General features: G+C 49.4%; 17 protein-coding genes and 1 pseudogene. 7 read left to right on the plus strand and 11 right to left on the minus strand.

Going from position 1 to position 20,774, the window contains the following annotated elements:
* Nucleotides 1-48: 48 nt before the first annotated feature.
* Nucleotides 49-996 (minus strand): hypothetical protein, encoded by a 948-nt coding sequence (locus tag COW20_05650; GenBank protein PIW49511.1) that lies wholly within the window; start codon nt 994-996, stop codon nt 49-51.
* Between the two features lie 198 nt (nt 997-1,194).
* Between COW20_05650 and COW20_05655 the strand changes: the two genes are divergently transcribed.
* Nucleotides 1,195-2,859: a hypothetical protein gene (locus COW20_05655; GenBank protein PIW49512.1), complete on the plus strand. Its 1,665-nt coding sequence runs from the start codon at nt 1,195-1,197 to the stop codon at nt 2,857-2,859.
* Nucleotides 2,860-2,866: 7 nt separating this feature from the next.
* On the opposite strand, the gene COW20_05660 is transcribed toward COW20_05655, so the two are convergent.
* The 4 genes from COW20_05660 to COW20_05675 all read right to left on the minus strand — a co-directional run bounded on the left by COW20_05660 (nt 2,867) and on the right by COW20_05675 (nt 7,011).
* Nucleotides 2,867-3,574 carry a hypothetical protein gene (locus tag COW20_05660; GenBank protein PIW49513.1) on the minus strand — a complete coding sequence of 236 codons (708 nt, stop codon included), beginning with the start codon at nt 3,572-3,574 and terminating at the stop codon, nt 2,867-2,869.
* Entirely contained in the window at nt 3,571-5,367 is a 1,797-nt protein-coding gene (locus tag COW20_05665) for a VWA domain-containing protein (GenBank protein ID PIW49514.1), read from the minus strand. The genes COW20_05660 and COW20_05665 overlap by 4 nt, the downstream gene beginning before the upstream one ends.
* A gap of 117 nt (nt 5,368-5,484) precedes the next feature.
* Nucleotides 5,485-6,396, minus strand: a complete 912-nt coding sequence (locus COW20_05670) for an alpha/beta hydrolase (protein PIW49515.1) — start codon at nt 6,394-6,396, stop codon at nt 5,485-5,487.
* Between the two features lie 21 nt (nt 6,397-6,417).
* A complete protein-coding gene (locus COW20_05675) occupies nt 6,418-7,011 on the minus strand; it encodes a TetR family transcriptional regulator (GenBank protein PIW49516.1) in 594 nt (197 codons plus the stop codon).
* 228 nt (nt 7,012-7,239) lie between these two features.
* On the opposite strand from COW20_05675, the gene COW20_05680 reads away from it, so the two are divergent.
* Nucleotides 7,240-7,677, plus strand: a complete 438-nt coding sequence (locus COW20_05680; protein PIW49517.1) for an aminoacyl-tRNA hydrolase — start codon at nt 7,240-7,242, stop codon at nt 7,675-7,677.
* 25 nt (nt 7,678-7,702) lie between these two features.
* Here COW20_05680 and COW20_05685 read toward each other — a convergent pair whose 3' ends face one another.
* Both COW20_05685 and COW20_05690 read right to left on the minus strand, forming a co-directional pair.
* Complete coding sequence (locus tag COW20_05685) at nt 7,703-8,329, minus strand: hypothetical protein (protein PIW49518.1); 627 nt, start codon at nt 8,327-8,329, stop codon at nt 7,703-7,705.
* Complete coding sequence (locus COW20_05690) at nt 8,326-8,706, minus strand: hypothetical protein (GenBank protein PIW49519.1); 381 nt, start codon at nt 8,704-8,706, stop codon at nt 8,326-8,328. Before COW20_05690 ends, COW20_05685 begins: the two co-directional genes overlap by 4 nt.
* Before the next feature lie 315 nt (nt 8,707-9,021).
* Here COW20_05690 and COW20_05695 point away from each other — a divergent pair.
* The 3 genes and pseudogenes from COW20_05695 to COW20_05705 all read left to right on the plus strand — a co-directional run bounded on the left by COW20_05695 (nt 9,022) and on the right by COW20_05705 (nt 11,348).
* Nucleotides 9,022-9,120, plus strand: a pseudogene (locus COW20_05695) (DNA primase).
* Nucleotides 9,121-9,860: 740 nt separating this feature from the next.
* The gene (locus COW20_05700; protein ID PIW49520.1) at nt 9,861-10,721 is read left to right on the plus strand and encodes a 3-keto-5-aminohexanoate cleavage protein; all 861 of its coding nucleotides are present in this window, start codon (nt 9,861-9,863) and stop codon (nt 10,719-10,721) included.
* A 297-nt stretch (nt 10,722-11,018) separates the two neighbouring features.
* Nucleotides 11,019-11,348, plus strand: a complete 330-nt coding sequence (locus COW20_05705; GenBank protein PIW49521.1) for a hypothetical protein — start codon at nt 11,019-11,021, stop codon at nt 11,346-11,348.
* On the opposite strand, the gene COW20_05710 is transcribed toward COW20_05705, so the two are convergent.
* Nucleotides 11,349-13,793: a DNA helicase RecG gene (locus COW20_05710; GenBank protein PIW49522.1), complete on the minus strand. Its 2,445-nt coding sequence runs from the start codon at nt 13,791-13,793 to the stop codon at nt 11,349-11,351. It lies immediately after the preceding gene.
* Nucleotides 13,787-14,644 (minus strand): hypothetical protein, encoded by an 858-nt coding sequence (locus tag COW20_05715; GenBank protein PIW49523.1) that lies wholly within the window; start codon nt 14,642-14,644, stop codon nt 13,787-13,789. The genes COW20_05710 and COW20_05715 overlap by 7 nt, the downstream gene beginning before the upstream one ends.
* Before the next feature lie 79 nt (nt 14,645-14,723).
* Here COW20_05715 and COW20_05720 point away from each other — a divergent pair, with 79 nt between their 5' ends.
* Nucleotides 14,724-16,535, plus strand: coding sequence for a hypothetical protein (locus tag COW20_05720; protein ID PIW49524.1), 1,812 nt, complete (start codon nt 14,724-14,726; stop codon nt 16,533-16,535).
* Nucleotides 16,536-16,632: 97 nt separating this feature from the next.
* Nucleotides 16,633-16,953: a hypothetical protein gene (locus COW20_05725; protein PIW49525.1), complete on the plus strand. Its 321-nt coding sequence runs from the start codon at nt 16,633-16,635 to the stop codon at nt 16,951-16,953.
* Here COW20_05725 and COW20_05730 read toward each other — a convergent pair.
* Entirely contained in the window at nt 16,950-18,413 is a 1,464-nt protein-coding gene (locus COW20_05730; GenBank protein PIW49526.1) for a hypothetical protein, read from the minus strand. The genes COW20_05725 and COW20_05730 overlap by 4 nt on opposite strands.
* On the minus strand, nt 18,410-20,773 hold the full coding sequence (locus COW20_05735; protein ID PIW49527.1) for a hypothetical protein: 2,364 nt from the start codon (nt 20,771-20,773) through the stop codon (nt 18,410-18,412). Before COW20_05735 ends, COW20_05730 begins: the two co-directional genes overlap by 4 nt.
* Nucleotide 20,774: the final 1 nt, after the last annotated feature.

Below are 20,774 nucleotides of genomic sequence, written 5' to 3' on the forward strand. Positions count from 1 at the left end.
CTTTGACAGACAGGAGCTGGGAAAACTGTCAGGCAGACGACAAATCAATCAAGGCTTTTGGGCTAAGGTTTTGAGTCGTTCCAAGCGTTGCGGTTCAGACGCTTTCAGCCAGTCTTCCCGACTGAGTAGGGCATAGGCTTTGGCAAAATAGACTTTGGCTTCCTTTTCGCGCTTTAAAACCAGCAGGCATTCTGCAATTTCTTCAGAGACATAACCGTCTTCTGGTTTATTCTGTGCTTCGCGATCCTGGAGCAGAGCCATTTGCAGTGCAAGGGCTTCTTCTGCACGTTGCAGTGAACGCAGGCAGCGGGCGACTGTCCAGCGGGCAATCAAGAGTCCTTCTCCTGTTTGTTTTTGCTCATGCCATTTCAGTGCTTTTTCAAAATAGCCCAGGGCTTCTGTGTATTTTTGCTGATCATGGTAAGTCCAGCCGATATTGTTATAGAGAGAGCCTGCCCATTTCTGAGCGCGTGGGTCTGTGGTTTTTTCTACCTGTTCCAGGGCTTTGAGGTTCCAAGCCAGCTGGTTTTCTGGTTTCTCGGCAATCGCCAGCATATGGGCAGCATCTATGGCATAAAAATCCAATTGCGCAGCCAGCGCTTTTTCCCAGGCCTTTTGAAAATAAGGCAGCGCTTGGGGGGCTTGACCTGCTGAATTATACACGCGGCCGCGTTCCAAAAGATAACGAACTTCAAGTTGTGTGTTTTCTGTGTTTAATTCTTTTTCTACCTGGTCCAGGGTGGCGTGGGCTGCATCGAACTGACGCTGTAGGCCTTGGGTTCGGGCAATTTGGGTTAGCAATTCAAGGCTCCAGGCACGATTGGACTGGCCTTGAGCTAAAAGCTCGCGAAAGGTCTTTTCTGTTTGGGCAGGTTGGCTGTAATTCCAGAGTTTATCAAAATCAGGTAAATTTTCTGCGTGACTGTTCATGCTGTGACCTCCCCAGAGTGAAAGCGCAAGAGCGCAGATGCTGAGCAATTTGCTGAGTCTGTGCATGGATGGGCTCCGTAAATTTAGTTTTTTTAATTTTAGCGTATTTCTGTACTCTGTTTGAGAGAAAATATGGATTGTATTTGCGGTTCGCACTTTTTTTGAATGTTTTTTAATATTTCAAGATCTGTTACTATCCAACTTATTCCTTGCCTTTTTGTTTAAATCAATCTTTGCAGATTCTAGAAAGTTTGAGTTGAAATCATGAAACATGCTATTTTTGCCTTGGTTCTTGCTGGCAGTGTCTTGCTCTCTCCCCCTTCTGTCTGGGCGAACCCAGCGCAAGATCTGGTTTTAGAGGCTCTTCGCGGCAATTCTGCAGGGGTTGAAAAAGCGCTCTTGGTGGGGGCCGATCCCAATCAATTGATTCCCTATGGCACGACCCAGATCCGTATCCTCTCTTGGGCTTCCCGTTGGGGAAATCTGCACTTGATGCAGCTTTTAATCGACAAGGGGGCCGATCCCAATGCGCGGGATCTTGCCGGTTATACGCCGATCAAATGGGCTGTTGCCTTTTCAGACCAGATCGAGGTTTTAGAATTCTTAGTGAAAAATGGGGCAGATATCAATCTTGCAGATGCAGAAGGCTATACGCCTTTGATGTCTGCGGCCATGGGGGGCAATCTGGAAATTGTCAAATTCTTAATTGAAAAAGGGGCTAAGCTTCAGGCCCAGACGGATGAAGGATACAATGCCCTGCTCTCTGCCGCCCGTTATGGACATATGGAAGTGCTCGAGTATTTTATTCACCAAGGCAGTGATCTGGCCTATCAGGATCGTCTGGGCAGAAGTGTTTTAACCGAAGCTATCTGGGGAAACCATCTCGAAGTTGTGAGCTACTATCTGCGCTTTGCAAAGGATCCCCAGGCTCGCTCCAAAGCTCTGAAATATGCGCAAACCTATCAAAATACAGAAATCCTTCAATTCCTTAACTCACAATCTGAAGCTGCCAGCCCCCAAAGCGCAAACGAAAATTTGCTGCAAGCTGTGAAAACTGGGAATATTCCGGCTCTTCAGGCTGCTTTGGCGCAGGGGGCCTCTCCCCATGCTCAGGACGCGACAGGCAAGTCAGCTCTGAATATGAGTATTCAAAGTGGAAAGATCGAGAGTGTTCAAGTACTGCTTGAGGCCGGTGCTGAATTAAACCCCAGGGATTCACGCGCGGTTTCTCCGCTGATGCTGGCCACAGCCATGGGGCAGACAGAGATTGTGAAAATACTTTTGGCAAAGGGAGCCGATCCGCAGGCCGTGAATCCTGCCGGTGCCAGCCTGATTGAAACGGCGGCCCTCTTGGGGCATGGGGAGATCTTCAAACTTTTCCTTCAATCTGAACCTCAGCCTAACTCAATTAAAGAAAAAGTTTTGTTCTTGGCCTGTGGCTGTCAGGATGGAAATCCAGAAATAGAAGAACCCGATGTGCTGCGCAATCGCCTCGGTTTGACCACCTGGCTTTTGGAAACTTCAGCCTTTGAGTCTGCCAATTTGCAAGCGGCTTTGGTTTGCGCGGCCAGCCATGGCTATCTGCCACTGACACAGCTTTTGCTTGACAAGGGGGCCGTTGCAAAAGGCCGGACTCCCCAAGGTGAACCTTTGCTTTTGACACTTTTGGGCAATGCTTATCTTGAAAATTCACTTGAATTGATACAAGTTTTTCTAGAGCGGGGAGCGGATCCCAATGCCCAATCGGCCCAGGGAGAAACGGCTTTGATGCGGGCCGCTGAATGGGAAACACCTGCAGTACTTAAGTATTTGCTTGAAAAAGGAGCCCAGCCCGATTTGAAAGATACGCAGGGGAAGACCGCGCTGGACTATGCCAAAAAGGCAAATAAACTTGAAAATATCAGGTTTTTAGCGCATTTGTGTAAGTAGAAAGGGTTTAAAAGCTCAGGCGGGAGGTGATTTCAAGCCCTCCCAAGCGAAGTGTTTCTACAAAAATTCCAAACCGAACACCAAAACGCTCCCCAAAACCTATATTCGGGTGCCAAAATACGCCATAACCCACCCCAATATTCCAGTTCCAAAAAGAATGGGGAGATATAGGAGATATATTTGAGTTCTCCCTCCCAACAATGCTCCCAACTCCTAGATAGCCAGTAAAATAAAACTGCCAAAAACGGATGAAATCCAAACTAAAACGGTATCCCAAACTTGCAAAGCCCTGTTGTTCAGAATTAAATAGGTATTCCCAGCTTGAATATGGATAATAGTATTTTTGCTCAATCGAAAGGGTTGAACCGTCAACAAAAACACTTTGAGAGAAAGAAGCTGGGTCCTGATTGAGATCAGCAAATGGCATCAGCATTTTTGAAAACTGGTATTCCAAACGCACAAAGGGAAGGGCTGGAATTTTTGAATCTTTTAATGGAAAATACGCCCCCAACTCCACAGCCCAAGGCTGAATATCCAGCTTTTGCTGCCAGGTATTGAGCGCTTGAGAAGAGGCCTCCGAAACATTCTCTGCTGAAGCGAAGCTCTGTATCGTAGGAACTTCAGACTCTGAGGCAAATGGTTCGGCCTGGGCCGGAAGCCCCCCGCAAAAGGTCAGGCTTCCGGCAAAGAATGCACCGAGTAACTCTTTTCTCATGGTTTGAGGGGTTTGCCACCCAGCAGCTGCTGATAGAGAAACTCACCCCAACTTTTCAGCTTTTGAGGATTTTTACTGGTTTCCTGCAAAGAGGCAATGGTTTGAACCTGGGGGGGTGTAAAGAGATTCTCGGCCTTTTGTGAAAGGCTGACAAACTCTGTGACTTTTTCATCGCCACTTAGGCTTTCGCTGGCTGTGCGCGCCAGTGCACTGACATCTTTGAGTTGTCCGTCCTGGGCAAAAATACTGTGACGCAGAATTTCTGCAAATTCTGCCACAGACGTTGCCAGTTTAAAGGAGGCTGAGGCATCACTGAAGGCTTTCAATTCGCTTGTAGAAACAAGTCGGCTGGTTTCTTTGACCTGATCCTGGGCATCGACATCTTTATAACGGACGGTGACTTTCGCGATTTGGTTTTCACTCAGATTTTCCTGAAAACGCACTTCGTAGAGGGCGGTTACGCTGTGGCTGGAACCCACTTCACCGGCGTCAATTGCATCATTGCGAAAATCTTGATCGGCAATATCGCGGTTTTCATAGCCCAGCAAGCGGTATTGAGCGACCACATTGGGGTTGAAATCCACTTGAATTTTGACATCTTTGGCAATGGTCTGCAAAGTACCTGTCAGGTTTTGCACGAAAATGCGTTGGGCTTCTTTTAAATTGTCAACATAGGCATAGATGCCATCGCCCTGGTTGGCGAGTTGTTCCATCAGGGTATCGTTAAAATTGCCCATGCCGAAGCCAATCGTAGAAAGTGCAATGCCTTTGTCTTTTTCGGTTTGAATCCGGGCCAGAATCGCCTCAGGTCCATTTGCGCCAACATTGGCGACCCCGTCAGAGCAGAGAATCACACGGTTGGAAGCCCCACTGATAAACGCTTTACTGGCCTCTTCAAAACCTTTGACCAAACCGGCTTCAGCATTGGTGGAACCTTCGGGTCGCAGGGTATTGATGGCATTTAAAATCGTGTCTTTTTGCGAGCCGGGCGTGGCCGTTAAAACGGTTCGCGCTTCGCTTCCATAGGCGACGATGGCGACACGGTCGTTGGGATTGAGTTGATTGACCAGCAGCGAAAGACTTTGGCGTACCAGATCAAGACGGTTTTGCAGATTCATCGAGCCCGATACGTCAATCACGAAGGTCAGGACAGCCTGTTTGCGGTTGCGGGCTAAAATCTCCTGGCCCTGAATGCCAATTTGCAGGAGTTTGCTATCCACTGCGCCAAAATATGCCGGGGCGATTTCGGTTTGGATCGCAAATTTGCCACTGGCGGGTTGGGCATAATGGTAGTTGAAAAAATTCAGGTATTCTTCGGTGCGGACGGAAGCGGGGTCGGGCAGCTGATTTTGCTCTAAAAATTTACGCATCAGGGTATACGAGGCGGTATCTACATCTGCAGCAAAGGTGGAAAGGTGATCGGTGGCTGTTTCTACAAAGGGATTGACACCGTAATTTTGAAAGAAATTATCCCGATAATTGTAGATATCCGCACTGGGCGTGGGGCTGGGGCTGGGGGTTCCACTGGGAAGAGCTGAAGGAGCTGAGCTAGGGGCCGCCGAGGGGGCTGCAGTCGGAGTTACCGTGGGTTCAGCGCTGGGGGCTGCCGTGGGTGCAGCGCTGGCGGTGGGGGCTGCAGAAGGAGCCGCACTGGCGGTGGGGGCTGCAGAAGGAGCCGCACTGGCGCTGGGCGTGGAGCTGGCACTGGGGCTGGGTGAGGGGGTGGCTGTGGGCGCTGGGCCACAGGCGACGGGCAAGAGACAACTGAGAAGAATAAGTGCTTTCTTATGCATGGCGGGAGTCCTTTTCGTTCGGTATTCTAGCTTTCCAAGCTTAAGTATAGAACGAAGGCCTGTCCATGTAAAGATAAATATTTACAATTTAGTAAAAATATGAGGCTTCGCCAGTCCCTAAGCCAGGAGCAGGTGCATGGCTGGGCTAATGGGCCCCGGCAGGGGCTGATTGGTGAGAAATTCAATCGCTGGGGAGATGATTTGTTCTGCCCGCAGAATGCGGTTATGGCCCAAGCCTTTGCTGCTGATCAGTTCGGCATTCGGCCAGGCTTGAGAGAGTCGTTCGCCACTGCCCCAATTGACTTCGCGGTCGTCGAGATCATGAAAGATCAGGGCTTTTTCGGTGCGTCTTGATGCCATTTCAGGCAGAGAGAATTCCTCAAGGCGAATGCCCAAGCGGTTTTCAATTTTTGAGATCAAAGCGCTTTGAACCTGAGGCTTGAGACCCATCCGGTTTCCAAACAGGCGAATCATGCGGGGAGTATCGGCAGGTGGTGCCAGTAAAATCGCTTTTTCGGCTTGTAGCCCCTGATCCAAGCCTGCCAGGACAGCTGCTGCGCCTAAGGAGTGGCCCACTACAGCAGCCCAGGGGCCGGTCTGTTTCTGCACCTCGCGCAAAGCCCAGGTGAGTTCTGGCAGAGAGGAGCGTTCGCCTGGGCTTTCGCCGTGGCTGGGTGCGTCATAGGTGATCACTGAAAAACCTGCTTTCAGCAAGGGGGCTATCCAGGCGTGGTATTGTCCTCCACGACCCGCCCAACCATGTACCAATCCAATCAGCTTTTCAGTCTGGCCCCATCGCCAGGCCTGAATCGGTCCCTGCGGTGTGTGTACTGTAAAAGCCTGGCCCGTTTGCAAAACTTTGTTTTCAGGATAGGGTCTCGGGTAACGCGGGGGGCTTGAAAATAGCTTCTCGGCATGGCTGGCGGCCAGTTCAGGAGAGATCAGGGCTTGAAGGCTGAGACGGGATTTTTCGGCAAGAACCCGCGCTATAAAAGCGAACGTTCGTGCTTTTTTGGTGAATGTTTTCATCGCTCAAATACTCCTCTTTGTTTAAATCTGAATTCGCTCTAAAAAGGCATAAAACAAATGACGGGCACGTTTCAGGGCTTCTGGCTGGCCCATCAGGCGAACATAAAAATGGGCAGAAAGCAAAATTCCATAAAGCTCTTGTACCGCTTCTGCAGGATTGAGAGCGGCTTGAAACTGACCTGAAATTTGCCCCAGTTCCAGGGTGCGTTCCAGGGTTTCGATCCAACGGGCTTGAATTTTGACCAGCTCATCTCGCACGGGGCCAGGTTGATCATCCAATTCAATCGCAGCAGCCACAAACAGACAACCACTGCGGGTTTGGGGTTCAGACAGGCCCCATTCCAGCCAATTTTCAAACAGAGCCTGTAAACGGGGTTTGCCCCGCTCGCGCTTTAAAGCCGGCTTGACCACAGAATCTGTAAAGCGTTCAGATGCGGCTTGCAAGACTTGAATCTGAAGTTCTTCTTTGGAACCAAAATGGGCAAATAAACCGCTTTTTGACATTTGCAATTCACCTGCTAGCTGGCCAATGCTGAGACCGTCCAGGCCAACACGGGTAGCCAGGGAGCTGGCTTTTTCAAGAATATTGTTTCGTGTAAGATTTCCTTTTCGCATAGATTTATTATAGAACGACCGTTCGTTTTTCTGCAAGCTTTGAAGTTTAGTTTTTGTCTTAATGCGAAATTTTCGCCTTTGAGATTGCGTTTTTAATCTTGCTGGGAGCGTGTTTTAACCAGGATGGAGCGTATGACAAAGTGAAGCTTTTCAGGGACTTTCCCTGTTTCAGTGGTGAGTGGGAATCTCAGGGTGCTATGATAGTCAAAAAAACGCAGCTATTTGAAAATGGATTTAATCATCAGCGATACCCTGACGATTCCTGATTCTGAAATCGAGTTCAGTTTTGCCCGCAGTGGCGGGCCAGGAGGTCAAAATGTGAATAAAGTCGCGAGCAAGGTCATTTTACGTTTTGACCTGATAAACTCCCGTGTTCTGAATGATGAGGAGCGTTGGTTGATTCGGCAGAAATTAGCCAGTCGCATTACCCATGAGGGGGTTTTGCATCTCAGCGCACAAAGTTTACGCTCGCAATTGGCCAATCGCAAAGCCGTGATTCAGCAATTGATTCAGCTTTTGCAGGAAGCCCTTGAAATTCCACCTGAACGGATACCTACCCGACCCACACGGGCCTCGCAAAGAAGGCGGGTTGTGGGTAAAAAACTGAGGGGTGGGCTCAAAAAACAGCGAACTGAACAGGACTGGGAAAGCGAGTCTGGCTATTAGTCCTGTTCAGAATGCCTATGGGCAATTAGAGCCCCGGTACCAGGGCTTTGTTCTGCACTTTGTCTGAACTCAGATTAAAGTGCAATTCAAGATAATCAGGTGCTTTGGCAATGATTCCACCTGGGCCTACTTCGGGGGGCTGAATGCCAAATGCCGTAAACTTGGTCAAAATACGGCCATAGGCTTCAATCTTGGCGCCCCGTTTCAAAAGTGTGAACTGCGAAGAAACGGGAAAGGGTTTGTTTCCAATCGTCAGTTTCCCGCGAATCGAGCCATTTCCTCGTTGAAGCATCGATTTCCAGTCTTCAGCGCTCAGCGCCTGGCTGCGAAAGACCATGACAGGTTGTTGAGCTGCTTTCAGAAGTTTGGCGACCTCTTTGTCGCGATCCCGCTCTTTGCTGTCAAAAGCCGAAATGGGGATCAGTACTTCAGCTGCCAGTTTCTCTCCTTCTTTCACCGCTTTTACGCTTATGCCACAGTTAATTCCCACGACATTCTGGTTTGAGACCATTGCGAGGGTTTTGTGGGTGCGGTAGGCGACACAATTTGAGCCGGGCTGAAGAATAGGTTGTTGCGCCTGAACCTGCGTCAAAGCGGGACTAAAACCACCAAACATCAGGGCACAGGCCAAAATGAGAGGGTTTATTTTCATTGCAGACTGGCTCCTGCTGCAATCCACTGTCCAAGCAGATCGCGCTCATCCTGGGTCATGCCCGTGGAATTGCCTTCGGGCATTGAGCGAGAACTGACGGTGGTACGGCGAATTTGATTGGCATAGGCTTTGATGCTCTCTGGTGAAGACAAGTTTATCCCTGCTTCGGTGCGTCCGCCTCCATGGCAGGTAACGCAGCGGTTTTCAACGATGCTCTGAATTTTTGCAAAGGCGACGGTTGTGCCTGTGGTGGTTCCACTGCCACTTCCTGTCTCTGTACTGGGTGTACTGGGGGTGCCTATTTGGGAACTTGAGCAGGCAAACAGCATAGAACTGGTAAGTATTGCAGCGAAACTAAGTAAAATGGATTTTTTCATGTACAGAACTCCTTAAAATTTGCGGGAAAGGATCAGGGGATTGAGATAGGTTTTTCCTGACCCTATTAACTTAACATGTCATAAAATCAGAAAAGCATAAAAATTTGAACTGGGTCTGCGTTCTTGAATTTAGCTTGCCCTGGGTTATAATTACTGAAATTTCAAATTGCGGAGAACTACGTCATGCAACGTCTTGTACTTTTTTCTGTTTTAATGGGTCTTATTCTGAATCTATCTGCACCTGTGCAGGCAGAAACTGCTCAATCTGCTGAGCAAACTTCACTGAAACCTGTCAGTGAGGCGGCCGCCCAGGTGGATCTTGAGGGCGATAATGGTGCCGATTTAGAGAATGAGGATGACGAAGATGAGGATGACGAAGATGAGGATGACGACGACGAAGATTCTCATGAAGAGCATCATCATGGGCATTCCAAACCCACCAAACGTGGCTTTTATGAGGGCACACCGAATCTTTTTTCTCCAGTGGCCGTCAATGCTGATTCACTGCATTTGATTTATTCCCATAATTTTTTCAGTGCAAGTTTTCCGCGCAGCAGCAATCCAGCTTTTTGGCTGAAATACAGCCCGCTCGATCGGCTTCAGATCGATGGTTTGGTGGCACTGCGTGAAACGCCAGCCGAAGGGGAACTGGGTCTGGCGTATCAGATCTTCAGCGAGAAAAGTGGAGATTGGCTGAACCTGATGCCCCGCGTGGCCTACAATACCCGCGGCAATCTCTTTGGGGTTGAACTGGCCGCCAATAAGTTTTTGGTGGATGATATCTGGCAGGTGGGGCTCGATGCCCGCTATTTAAGCACTGCAAAATCTGACAGCTTTGATCGGTCGCTTGCTGCCGTCGGTTTTAATACCATGGTGCGGGTTTGGAAAGACTGGCACCTGTTTGGAGATGTGGTGGTTCCGATTGATTCCGAAATTCTTCAGAAACGCAGTGTGCTCTGGTCAACGGGGATTAAAAAAGTCTTGGGCGGTACACCGCATGTCTTGACACTTTATGCAGGCAATACCCAAGAGCAATCTCTCAGTGGACGCACGATTTCATCGAGCAATCTGCTCAGTGATGTGTTCCGTGTGGGGTTTGTTTTCAGCATCGATATCGAGCATTTAAGCGAATTGCCTGCGCGTCTGTTCTAAGGATGCAAAAAGCAATATTGACCTGTGCCTTAACGGGGGTTTTGACCGATCCCCATCGCCATGCCGTACCCGTGACCCCTGCTGAAATGGCAGAAGCGGCTTATCAGGCCTGGAATGCAGGGGCCAGTATTGTGCATTGCCATTTTCGCGATCAAAGGCCTGGCAAAGGCGCACTCCCCACTTGGAACCCAGAAGTGGTCGCCGAAATTTGCCAGGCCATCCGTGAGCGTGTCCCTGATTTGATCTTGAATCTGTCTACTGGCATAGCCGGCCCGGATATTTCAGGGCCTTTGGCCTGTCTGGAACGGGTCAAGCCAGAGATGGCAGCCTTAAATTCGGGCTCACTGAATTATTTGAAAACCCGTGCCGATGGGCAGTGGGCCTGGCCTCCTCTGCTTTTTGATAACCCGGTTGAGAAGGTCAAAGCTTTTCTCGATACCATGCGCTCTCTGGGAACTTTGCCAGAGTGTGAGTGCTTTGATACCGGGATTTTGCGCAGTTTGAGCATGTTTCTTGAAAATGGCATGCTCACTCCCCCTTTCAGTGTTTCCTTGGTGATGGGGGTGGCCAGTGGCATGCCCGCAGATCCCCGTTGGTTGCCACTTTTGCGCGAACTTGTGCCTGCGGATGCGCCTTGGCAGGTGATCGCGATTGGGCGTGAAGAGGTTTGGCCGATGCATCGCGCAGCTGCTGAACAGGGGGGCAATTTACGTACGGGGCTTGAAGATACCTTTTATTTGCCAGAGGGCCAAAAAACGGATTCCAATGGCGCTTTGATTGCTGCCTTGGCCCGCGTGGCCGAAATGGCCGGTCGCTCGGTTGCCTCTCCAGCAGAAGCCCGTCAGATCTTGGGCCTATATTAGCCAATCCGACGTTCGAGGGTTTCATAGCAGCGAATGGCAGCCAGCAGGTTGTGATACCGCTCAAACTCCATATTGTTTAAAAGTACAAGGTAAATGCCCTCTTGCCAGCAGAGCATGATCGTGCCGTGACGTCCAACTTTGTTTTTCAAGCTCATTTGCGCAACCTTTCTAGCTTGGGATACGCTATAGAGGGATCCTTGTGGATGCCTCGCGAAGATATTTACAAAGACGTAAAGTTATTGAAAAAGTTCTTGTCTTTTTGGCAAGTTTTATAAAATAAAGGAAGTCACTGAAGCAATGCCTATTTTGTATGAAGACAAAACCGTGGTGTGTGATGATCAGGCCTTGACCATCAAGCAGTATTTTTTTCCTGTGGGCAGTCGGCGTATCCTCTACAGCAGCATTAAAGGGATTCAGGACAAAGAGATGAACCTGATCAATGGCGCCTGGCGTATCTGGGGCATGGGTTTGAGCCCCCATTGGTTCCATTTGGATACGGAACGTCCGCAGAAGAAGCGTCAGATCGTGCTGGATCTGGGGGAGTTGATCAAAGTCGTTTTGACCCCTGAAGAACATGAAACCGTCTTGGGGATTCTCGAGCGAAAAACGGGTTTGAATCCCGATTAATCACGCTTCCAGTACGCTCAAATGCCGCCTGAAAAAACGATAAAGTTCTTGCTTGAGTTGAAGATTTTCTCTGGATTTCAGTTCAGGGTCTGCCTGGAGAAGGGTTTGTGCACTGCTGCGGGCCAAGTCCAGCAGTTCACCATCTTCGGCCAGATTGGTGAGAATCAAATCAGGCAGCCCACTTTGGCGTGTACCCAAAAATTCCCCCGGCCCGCGCAGTCGCAAATCGTGTTCGGCAATGATAAAACCGTCATTGGTTGAAACAAAGACTTCGAGCCGCTCACGGGCAATTTGAGAAAGTTTATCTGTGACCAGCAGGCAATAGGCTTTGTCTGAGCCTCTGCCGACGCGTCCTCGCAATTGGTGCAATTGGGCCAGCCCAAAGCGCTCGGCGTGTTCAATCACCATCACACTTGCATTGGGAACATCAACCCCGACTTCAATCACGGTGGTGGCAATCAGAATATCCAGCTCGTGTGCTGAAAAAGCACGCATGACCAGATCTTTTTCCTGGCCTTTCATTTGCCCATGCAGCAGGCCAATTCTTAAACTTGGAAAATAAGCCTGGTAAGCTTCAAATTCACTTGTTGCTGCTTTCAGTTCGGATTTCTCTGATTCTTCGACCAAGGGCAAAACCACATAGGCCTGACGACCGGCTTCAATTTCGTAAAGAATCAAATCCCAAACCCGTTGGCGCTGACTTTCTTTGACCAATTGGGTTTGAACAGGTTTGCGCCCAGGGGGAAGCTCATCGAGAATTGAAACATCGAGATCGCCATACAGAGTCAAAGCCAGCGTGCGCGGGATGGGCGTGGCTGTCATGGTCAGAATTTCAGGATTGAGACCTTTTTCTCGCAAGAGGGCGCGTTGTTTGACCCCAAAACGGTGTTGTTCATCGATAATGGCAAGCCCCAAGCGTTTAAACTCGACTCCTTCCTGAATCAAGGCATGGGTGCCAATCGCAATCTGGGCTTCTCCGCTGGCCAGACGGGCAAGCGCTTCACGGCGGGAACGGGCCCCCTGACTGCCTGTTAGCAACTCAGCCTGAACGCCTAAGGGCAGCAGCCATTCAAAGATCTTGTGGAAATGTTGTTCTGCCAGGATTTCTGTGGGGGCCATCAGGGCGGCTTGGTAATGATTCTCAACGCCCTGCAACATGGCCAGCACCGCCACAACCGTTTTGCCTGATCCGACATCTCCCTGTACCAGACGTGACATGGGTTCGCTGCGTTGTAAATCTGCGAGAATTTCCTGGTGTACGCGTTTTTGTGCCCCCGTCAGTTCAAAGGGCAGGCTTTTCAGAAAGGCTTGAGAGAGTTCGCCAGGAGGGGCAAAAACCAGCCCTGATTCATAGCGTTCCCGCTGCTTGCGTCTGAATTGCAAGCCGAGTTGGGTCAAAAGCAATTCTTGAAAGACCAGGCGTTCCCGCGCTGCCTGTAAGGATTCTTGAGAGCTTGGAAAATGAAACTCACTCAGGGCCTGGGCATAGCCTGGCAGGGGCAGGGTTTTTAAGAGTTCTGGGGGCAGGGGCTCTGGAATTTTGGGAGCAAAGGCTTCTAAGCCCGCTTTGATGGCGCGCCGTACCCATTTCATATTCAGGCCTTCACTGAGTGGATAGACGGGCACAATCCGTGCCAGATGAATCAGGTTTTGTTCTTCAAGGCTCTCCAATTCCTCGCTATTTTCAAGAATCTGAAGTTCGGGCTTGTCAAGGGTCAGAGAACGGTTGTAACTGTCCCACTGCACAGTGCCACTCAGAATGATCTGCGCCCCCTCAGGAAAACGTTGTGCGGCTTGGGCCCGGATCCACTGTTGTTTGCCCTGGTGAAAAAAACTGAGAATCAGACGGCCTGTTCCATCTCTGACCACCACTTTGACAATCGTCATTTGTTTTTTTGCGGGCGGGCTGAACAGAGAGACGGAATGAATCATGCCCCAAACCGTTACCAATTCACCTTTGCGTAAATCACGAATTCGGGTACATTTTGAAAAATCAAGATGCTGCCGGGGATAATAGTGCAGAAGTTCGCCGACGGTTCCGATACCCACTTTGGCGAAAATTTCACCCAGTTTGGGGCCTACACCTTTTACAAACTGTACAGGCACATCCCGCCAATCTGAGGCAGCTTCTGCCTGGGCCTGGCGCTGAACCTGGGCGGCAACCACTTTGCGAATTTCACGTGGATCGCGCAGTCCCTCAAGTAGCCGTTTGCTTTCTTCAAGCATTTCACGTCTTTCGGCGACAGAGCAGAGGGGATAAAGGGTATAGATATTCTGCAATCGGGCTAAAATTTTGGCATGCTGAGGTTGGGCTGAAAAAACAGTCAGGTGGTGCAGAATAAAATCTGCGAAGAAATACTCCCGTCCTTTGATATTTCTGTAATTCTGTTTTTCTTCAGCGCGCAGCGAACGCTCAAAAAGTTCAAACCAAACCGTCACTAGAATCCCAGGGTCATATGAAGATAGGGCCCCGTCAGTCCCACATTGGGCCCACCCGGCACGGCGATAGTGTTATTGCTCTGATCATTTCTGAACAAATCTGTGGCTTGCCAGAAATTGCCAGGAACGGGGGTCCAAAGCCATCCGCCCCGCAGGCCCACTCTGAACCCCCAGTCGTCGAAAACGCGCAGCCGATAATCCAGCCCCAGGCCTGCATTGAGCACCAAAGCAATCGCTGAAATCTGGCCCTGTCGTCCTGGGTTTTTTAGAAAACTGTCAAAATCCTGTATCTGGTTACGCTGGGTGAAATGCAAATCGAGCGTGCCCATGCCCACACCCAAGACGGGATAAATGCGCAAATCGCGGGTGGGATGGAAAATATAGCCCAGATTAAACAGACCCGCGCCCGCATATTGCCAGGTAATATAGTCTGAATTCAAAGCCGGAAGCGAAATATTGACCCAGCCTTGAAATTCAGTTAAGAGATTTGCGAAACTGAGTTGCAGTCCGCCCCCCACTGAAAACTGGTCTTGCGCAAAGGCCTGAAAGCCCTGATCGTTTAATTTTTGATTGATTGCATTCAGATCAGGGCGTTGCCAACCTCCAAGCATATAAATTGACATATCCAAAGGAAAATCAAAATCTTCACTCAGAAGCAGATCCGTATGGCTGGGGGGTGTTTCAGGTGCTGGGGGAGGATCTTCTGCTGATGGGCAGTCTGAGCCCTCACAATTCTCAGTCTCTGTTTGCATACTGGGTGAGGCATTGGGACAGGGGGCATCTTCACAGGCCTGGCTCTGAAAGCTGGGGCTCATGATCAGCAGGGCGACGCATATTGAAAGAGAAATTTTAGGCATAATGTTCCTCATGAACTGAATAGTTCTATTGTACCCGTCTGACTGGACAGCTTGCAGCCCCCCAGATATACTTTCAGGCATGAGTTTACCGGCCAAGAGCCTCTGGCACACGATTTCCGAGCATTTATCTCAGCAGAAGCCTGAATCAGCTTTTGTGGAATTGGAAAACTACCTGTTGCTTCACCCTGATGACGCCGAAGCTTGGATTCTCAAAGGGGTGCTCTGCTACCAGCGGGGAGATTTTGAACAGGCGATTGTTTGGCATGAAAGGGCGCTTGCATGTGCTCCTGAACATGCTGAAGCCTGGTTCAATCTCGGCATGCTCTATTTTTTTAAGCAGGATTGGCACAAGGCCATTGCCTTGCTGAGAAAATGTCTGGTGTTTGAAGTTGAGCACCTGAATGCTCATTTTTATCTTTCCGCCGCCTATACGCAGCTTTGCCATTATTTTTTTGCCTCAGCACATCTTGAACGGATCTTAAAAAATGAACCTCAACATACGCAAAGCTTGATTCAATTGCCTTTTGCTCTGCATATGAGTGGTCAGATTCATAAACAGTCAGCTTTTTTGGCCCACTTGCTGGTCAAGCTCAAAACCCAGAACGTGGATTCTGTACTTCTGGAGGCTTTGCCCCTGTTTCTCGGGCAGTATTTATTGGCGCTATACGCCGACTCCCGCGTTGATGATTTGCTGCTTTTGCGCCAGATGCGTGAACTGGTTGGGGAGTGGGGGTTTGACAAGCCCCCCAAGCAAAGGCAAAACCCTCAGTTGCGAAAGTTTCAACGCGTGCGTTTGGGGTATCTTTCACGGGAATTGGGCTCTTTTTCTTCTGCTGAAACGGTTCTGCCGCTCTTCAAATACCATGACCGCACACGTTTTGAACTCTTTGCCTATTCAGATTTGGCAGAGCAGGGTGAAAAAGTAGAGCGCTTTAAAGCCTTATTTGAAAACTGGCGTTCTGTCGCCAGTTTGACGAACGCTGAATTGGACGCTTTGATTCGTGAAGATCAACTCGATATTCTGATTGACTTATCGGGTTTGATACACAGCACGCGACAGGCCGTGTTTGCGCTGCGTCCTGCTCCAATTCAACTGACGGGTTTGGGGTTTGGCTGGCCCACTGCCCTGCCCCATTTTGACGGGTTTTTTTGCGATCCTGTGCTGTGGCCTCCTTATACGCAAATGATTTGCCCAGAACCCTTTCTCTACCTGAGTTCTATTCTGCATTGGCAGCCTCCTGAGTCCACGCGGAGTTTGGGGCTGCCCCCCTGTGAAGCGGGCCAGCCTTTGACCCTGGGGTCTGCAAATTATTTGGCGAAACTGGGGCCAGAAGTAATTGAAACCTGGGCAAGGATTCTTCAGGAATTGCCGGAAGCACGGCTTTGTCTGAAAACTTTGGCGCTGAATGATTCCTACAGTCAGGAAATGCTCTGGCAACAGTTTGAAGTATTGGGTATTCAACGCGAAAGGATCATTTTGTATGGGGCCCTCCAAGAGCAGGATCATCTCACCTGGTTTTATTCACAAATTGATCTGGCCCTGGATCCCTTTCCCTTTACGGGGGGCGTTACAAGCTTAGATGCCCTGTGGATGGGGGTTCCTGTACTCACGCTTTCAGACCCGCGTTTCCGTCACCGCGCTGTGGGTGCGAGTCTTATGCATCAATTGAATCTTCCCCAATTCATCGCTTTTTCGCGTCAGGAATACGTACAGAGGGCAATTGCACTCGCCAAGGATCGTGAGGGATTGAGAACATACAGGCAGACCCTCAGAGCATTGCTTGAAGCTTCCACGATCTGTGATGGGCCCCGTTTTGCACGTGAAGTTGAAGCCCATCTTTTAAACCTTTTTCAAGCCCAGACGACCTCAACAGACCTAACAGCTATTTAATAAGCTTTTAAAAAGGGCTTGCTGGAAAGAGATGTTTTCTTTGCTTATGATAGAAACATCAGCATAAATCATAGTTTAAGAGAAAGGAATCACGGGTATGCAAGTTTCTGTGCCGCAGGAGATCGGCCCTCAGTTTACCCGTCATGCGACTGCCCGCTTGGTTCAACGCGGGATAAAACTGGCAGATGTTGAATTTACCATGCGCCACGGCAAAAAGATCTATAAACAGGGGCTCGTTTTTTACGTCATGATTGATAAAATTGCCCGCTTACGGGGCGAGTCGGTTCGCCATCTCGTGGTTTTGGCCTCACATGAGGGCAATGTGGTCACTGTTTATAAAGAGAAAAATGCGCTGAAAAAAATCAAGCGCGCCAGCAAAATTGATCAAAGCCTGCAATTGCAAGAGCAGGTTTCTTAATCCGGGTTTTTGAGCCGCTTCAATCGTTCCGGTTGAATTCTGTAGATCAGGGTGTTTTGCTTTGAAATCAAAACTTCACCTGCTTTGCTTGCTTTGATTCTGCGAAGATATTTCAGTTCTGTCCAGCTGATTTCAGCAGGGGATTCTTCTGGCTGTGAAGAATAAAAGAGCGCAAGTGCTGCTCCATCCAATAAATCTTCGCTGTCTAAACTTTGATCCTTCGGTTTAGAAATTAAGACATGGGCTCCAGGCCAATTTCGGGTGTGCAGCCAGATATCGTTGCCTTTTCCCTGTTTCAGTAAGGCTTCATTGCCTTTGTCTGTTTTTCCCACCCGAATCAGAGTTTGTTTGCTTGAAAAGAAGCTGCGCCAGAGGGAGCGGCCCTGTGCCGATTTAGCCTTCGCGAGCGGGGGGGGAAGCTTGAAAAACCAAGTCTGATGTTTTTCTTTAAACCCTTGATAGGCTTGAAGCTGTTCTGAAGGTGTCAGGCTTTCTGAGACGAGAAGACAATTTTGCCAATCCTTGAGAAGAGCTTGCAGGGTGGCTTCTTTTTCCCAATGCTTGAGGAGCTCGTTTTCGAGAAATGCTTGCCTGCGTTTTAAGCGACGGGCCTGCTTAAAGCACCGGCTCAGATTGGCTTGCAAATCCAGAGCGGGGTCTAGCTCAATTTCGATTTCTTTCAGTTCAGGGTCAAAATAATCGGGGAGCTTGACTTGGCTTGCACCGGGTTTGACTTTTCCCCAAGCCCCTTGCAGAAGTTCTGCTCTTTTTTTCCATTCTGGCCAGGATTGGCTCTCTTCTAAACCCAATTCAGCGGTTCTTATTTTTCTGTGAACTGCATTTTTTTGCTGCTCCAAGCCGCTGGCAATCTCATTTTTGAGTGTATTCAGTGCCTTTTCGGTTTTTGTCTTTTCCCAGTGGGCTTGAATCCAAGCCGAGGTTTCTCCCTGCAATTCAAGCCTTTGGAATGCTTGCGACAGAGGGGTTCTTTTTCCCTGGTAGGGAGAGGGCGGGCCATAGGGTTGACCTGTGCGCAAGGGACTTTGTCTTGAAGAATCCTGGCGCAGGCTGCCCAGTACCCGTTGCTGGGCATTCAGTAAAATCAGGTTGCGGTAGCGACCACTCATTTCTGCGATCAGAAAATACGTCTGAGAGCCTTGTTCGATTTTGAATTCTAAAATCCGATCCTGGTTGAGGATTTGAATGCTGATGATTCGAGCCCCGTTGAGATATTTTCGCAAAAGCATGACAAAGGCTGTGGGGGGAATAGCTGCAGGTTTTTCCGAACTTAGAAAGCAGGCCACCTGGTTCTCCCATTGTTCCCAGATCCAGAAACGCGGATCTGGGGTTTCAAGGCTGATTCCAGCGACATGGGCACGAATTTTGCGGATTTTTTTAGCGCAGAGGAGATTTTGAAACTCGTTGCAAAGCTGTTCCAATTCGGCGAGTGTTGCCGTCATGCCAATTTGGCCTGAAACTGCGCTGCTTGCAGGGCCCGTTCGCCCCCCAAGGCCTGTAAACGGCTGAGTACCTCGGTATAGCTGATGGGTTTTGCGAAGGACTGAATATCTCTCAGAAACAAGTTTTTTTCAAGTTCGTTTACAAAATGGGGATCTTCAATGAAAAGATTGAGTTCCTGGTTATAAAAGATGGGATTTTGATCTCCGCCGCTGAGGGCTTCGAGAAAGGGAGAATGTAAGGATCGGGGGGTTAAATTGGCCGAACCAAGCAGAGCGTAACGGCCATCGACACTGAGGGCTTTGGTATGCGCCATGCCTGAAAATTTTCCCGGTCGTCCCTGGTAGAGCCAGGCCTCTATCTTTCCTGTGCCCAGTTCTGCTTGGGTTTCCATGAGGATTCTCAGGTTTTCGGTATTGGTAAGGTTGAAGATTTCTATATTGCTGTTTTCAGGAAAAATCAGTTTGAGTTGGACATCGCGGGCCAGGGCTTTCTTCAAGGCCTCAAGGGTGGGAAGATGATAAAAATAGGCATGTTCTAACCAGATCGTGCTTTGCGCTTTGTGAATCAGGCCAATCAAGGCTTCATAGATGCGCGTACTGTGCACATCGGTCAGTAAAACTTCGGCGTTTGAAAGCGGCTTTTTTAAAATATGTGCGCCTTTGCGGGCCTCTTTTTCCAATCTGCGCAGGCTTCTCAGGCCTGTACCGAGGGCCGGTGAGGTGTGATTGACTCGCCACCAATTGTCAAAAAAAGCTTCCTGGGCCTGTCTGACTGCGGGCCCCTGGAAGGCGACCATCAGATCGTGAAAACTGTCCTCAGCCAGGAATTTATCGCCCAGATTGATTCCACCTGTCCAGGCTTTCAGACCGTCAATCACCAAGAGTTTGCGGTGATCTGCCCGGGCAACCCCCTCCACATAGGAGTGAAAATGAAAGTTTCGTTTCAGCGCCCGAAGATGGCGCTGTCGCTGGTATTCATTCCAACCACTTTGGTTGTGAATCAGGTTTTCGAGCACTTGAATGGTTTCCTGAAACATATCCAGGATGGGTTGGGAAGAGGCTGGTAAAAGTTCTAAATTGCTGAACAGAACCCGCACGGGAATGCCCCTGGCGGTCAAAGGATTGATCTTCAAGCCGTTTGCATCATGGAGCAGTCCTGCTGCTTTAAGCGCCAGTTCATGGGTTAAATGACGGGTGGTTTTACCTGGGAAATAGAGAAATGTTTCGAGTTCAATATTGCGGCGTGCCCAGCGAATTTGTTTGAGCAGCTCTTGAAAATAAGTGGGGCCATCAATCAGCAGTTCCAGAGCGTTTGAGCTGGTCTCGGGCTGAAATTCAGCGGGATGGAGGTTTTGGGGGCCAATCGTTATTTCAAGGCCTTTGCCTGGATCAAACGAGATCGAAAGATCGGTGGGTTCTACTTTGTAGTTTTTTCCCAAAATGGAGATATCTCTGAATTGCCAGGAATTGCGGGATTGTATTTCCAACTGGCGTTCAGCGGTCAGTCTGACCCGTGTATCAATATCAACTCCCAAGTTGACCTTTTGTATCATTTCAGAAAGATGGTGGCCCTGCAGGACAATTCTTTGTGTTTCTTCCTCATTCAAACTCAATTCAATTCGGCCTTGGGCCTGAAAATCCATCTGCCCATCGGCCCAGCCCTGTACTTCGGCCTCTAAATGCAATTGGTCTGAGGTTTCCCAATGGATTCCCCTTTTGCCATGGGGATCTGAGCTGCCTAAAAATGAAACCTGATCAAAGACCAATTGCAGGTTGCGGTGCGCATCCCGGCGAAAGACACAGTGAATATCTTCAAGACCATGAATGCTGATTGCATTGCCTTCGCGAATCGGAATGGAAATGCTGTGTAAACAGGGCAAGATCAGCAGTTCTTGGCCTCGATGCTGAAATAAAAGTCCCAGATTGAAATAGGGAATCCGTCGATTGATGCGGGTTTCAAGCAAATGGCTGAGGAGCATTTCCAGCGCTTTTCGCAAAAGCGGGGCAGGTAAAAAATGGCGGCTTAAGCTGAGTACCAGGGCGCCGCTTTCGTCGATGCCCAGGTTCAGTTCGAAGTGGCTGCTGATCAACCCCAAGGCATGGGCTTGCCCATGAAATTTGAAAAAACCATCCTGGTTGAATTGCACATCCAGAAGGCGAAAATCATAAAAGGGCGAACTTGCCAATTGGCGCCCCTGTTGGGAAATAAACCAATTGGAGAGAAAGTGGCGATCCATTTGCAGGACCCCATTCAATTGACCTTGAATATCCTGATAGCCGGGTTGGGTAAACCCATTGGAATCATTCAAATCCAGGCTCAGGCTGGCTTCCAGCAGGGGAGGCTTCAGCGCATCTCTCACC

The sequence above is a fragment of the bacterium (Candidatus Blackallbacteria) CG13_big_fil_rev_8_21_14_2_50_49_14 genome (assembly GCA_002783405.1).
GTDB lineage: Bacteria > Cyanobacteriota > Sericytochromatia > UBA7694 > UBA7694.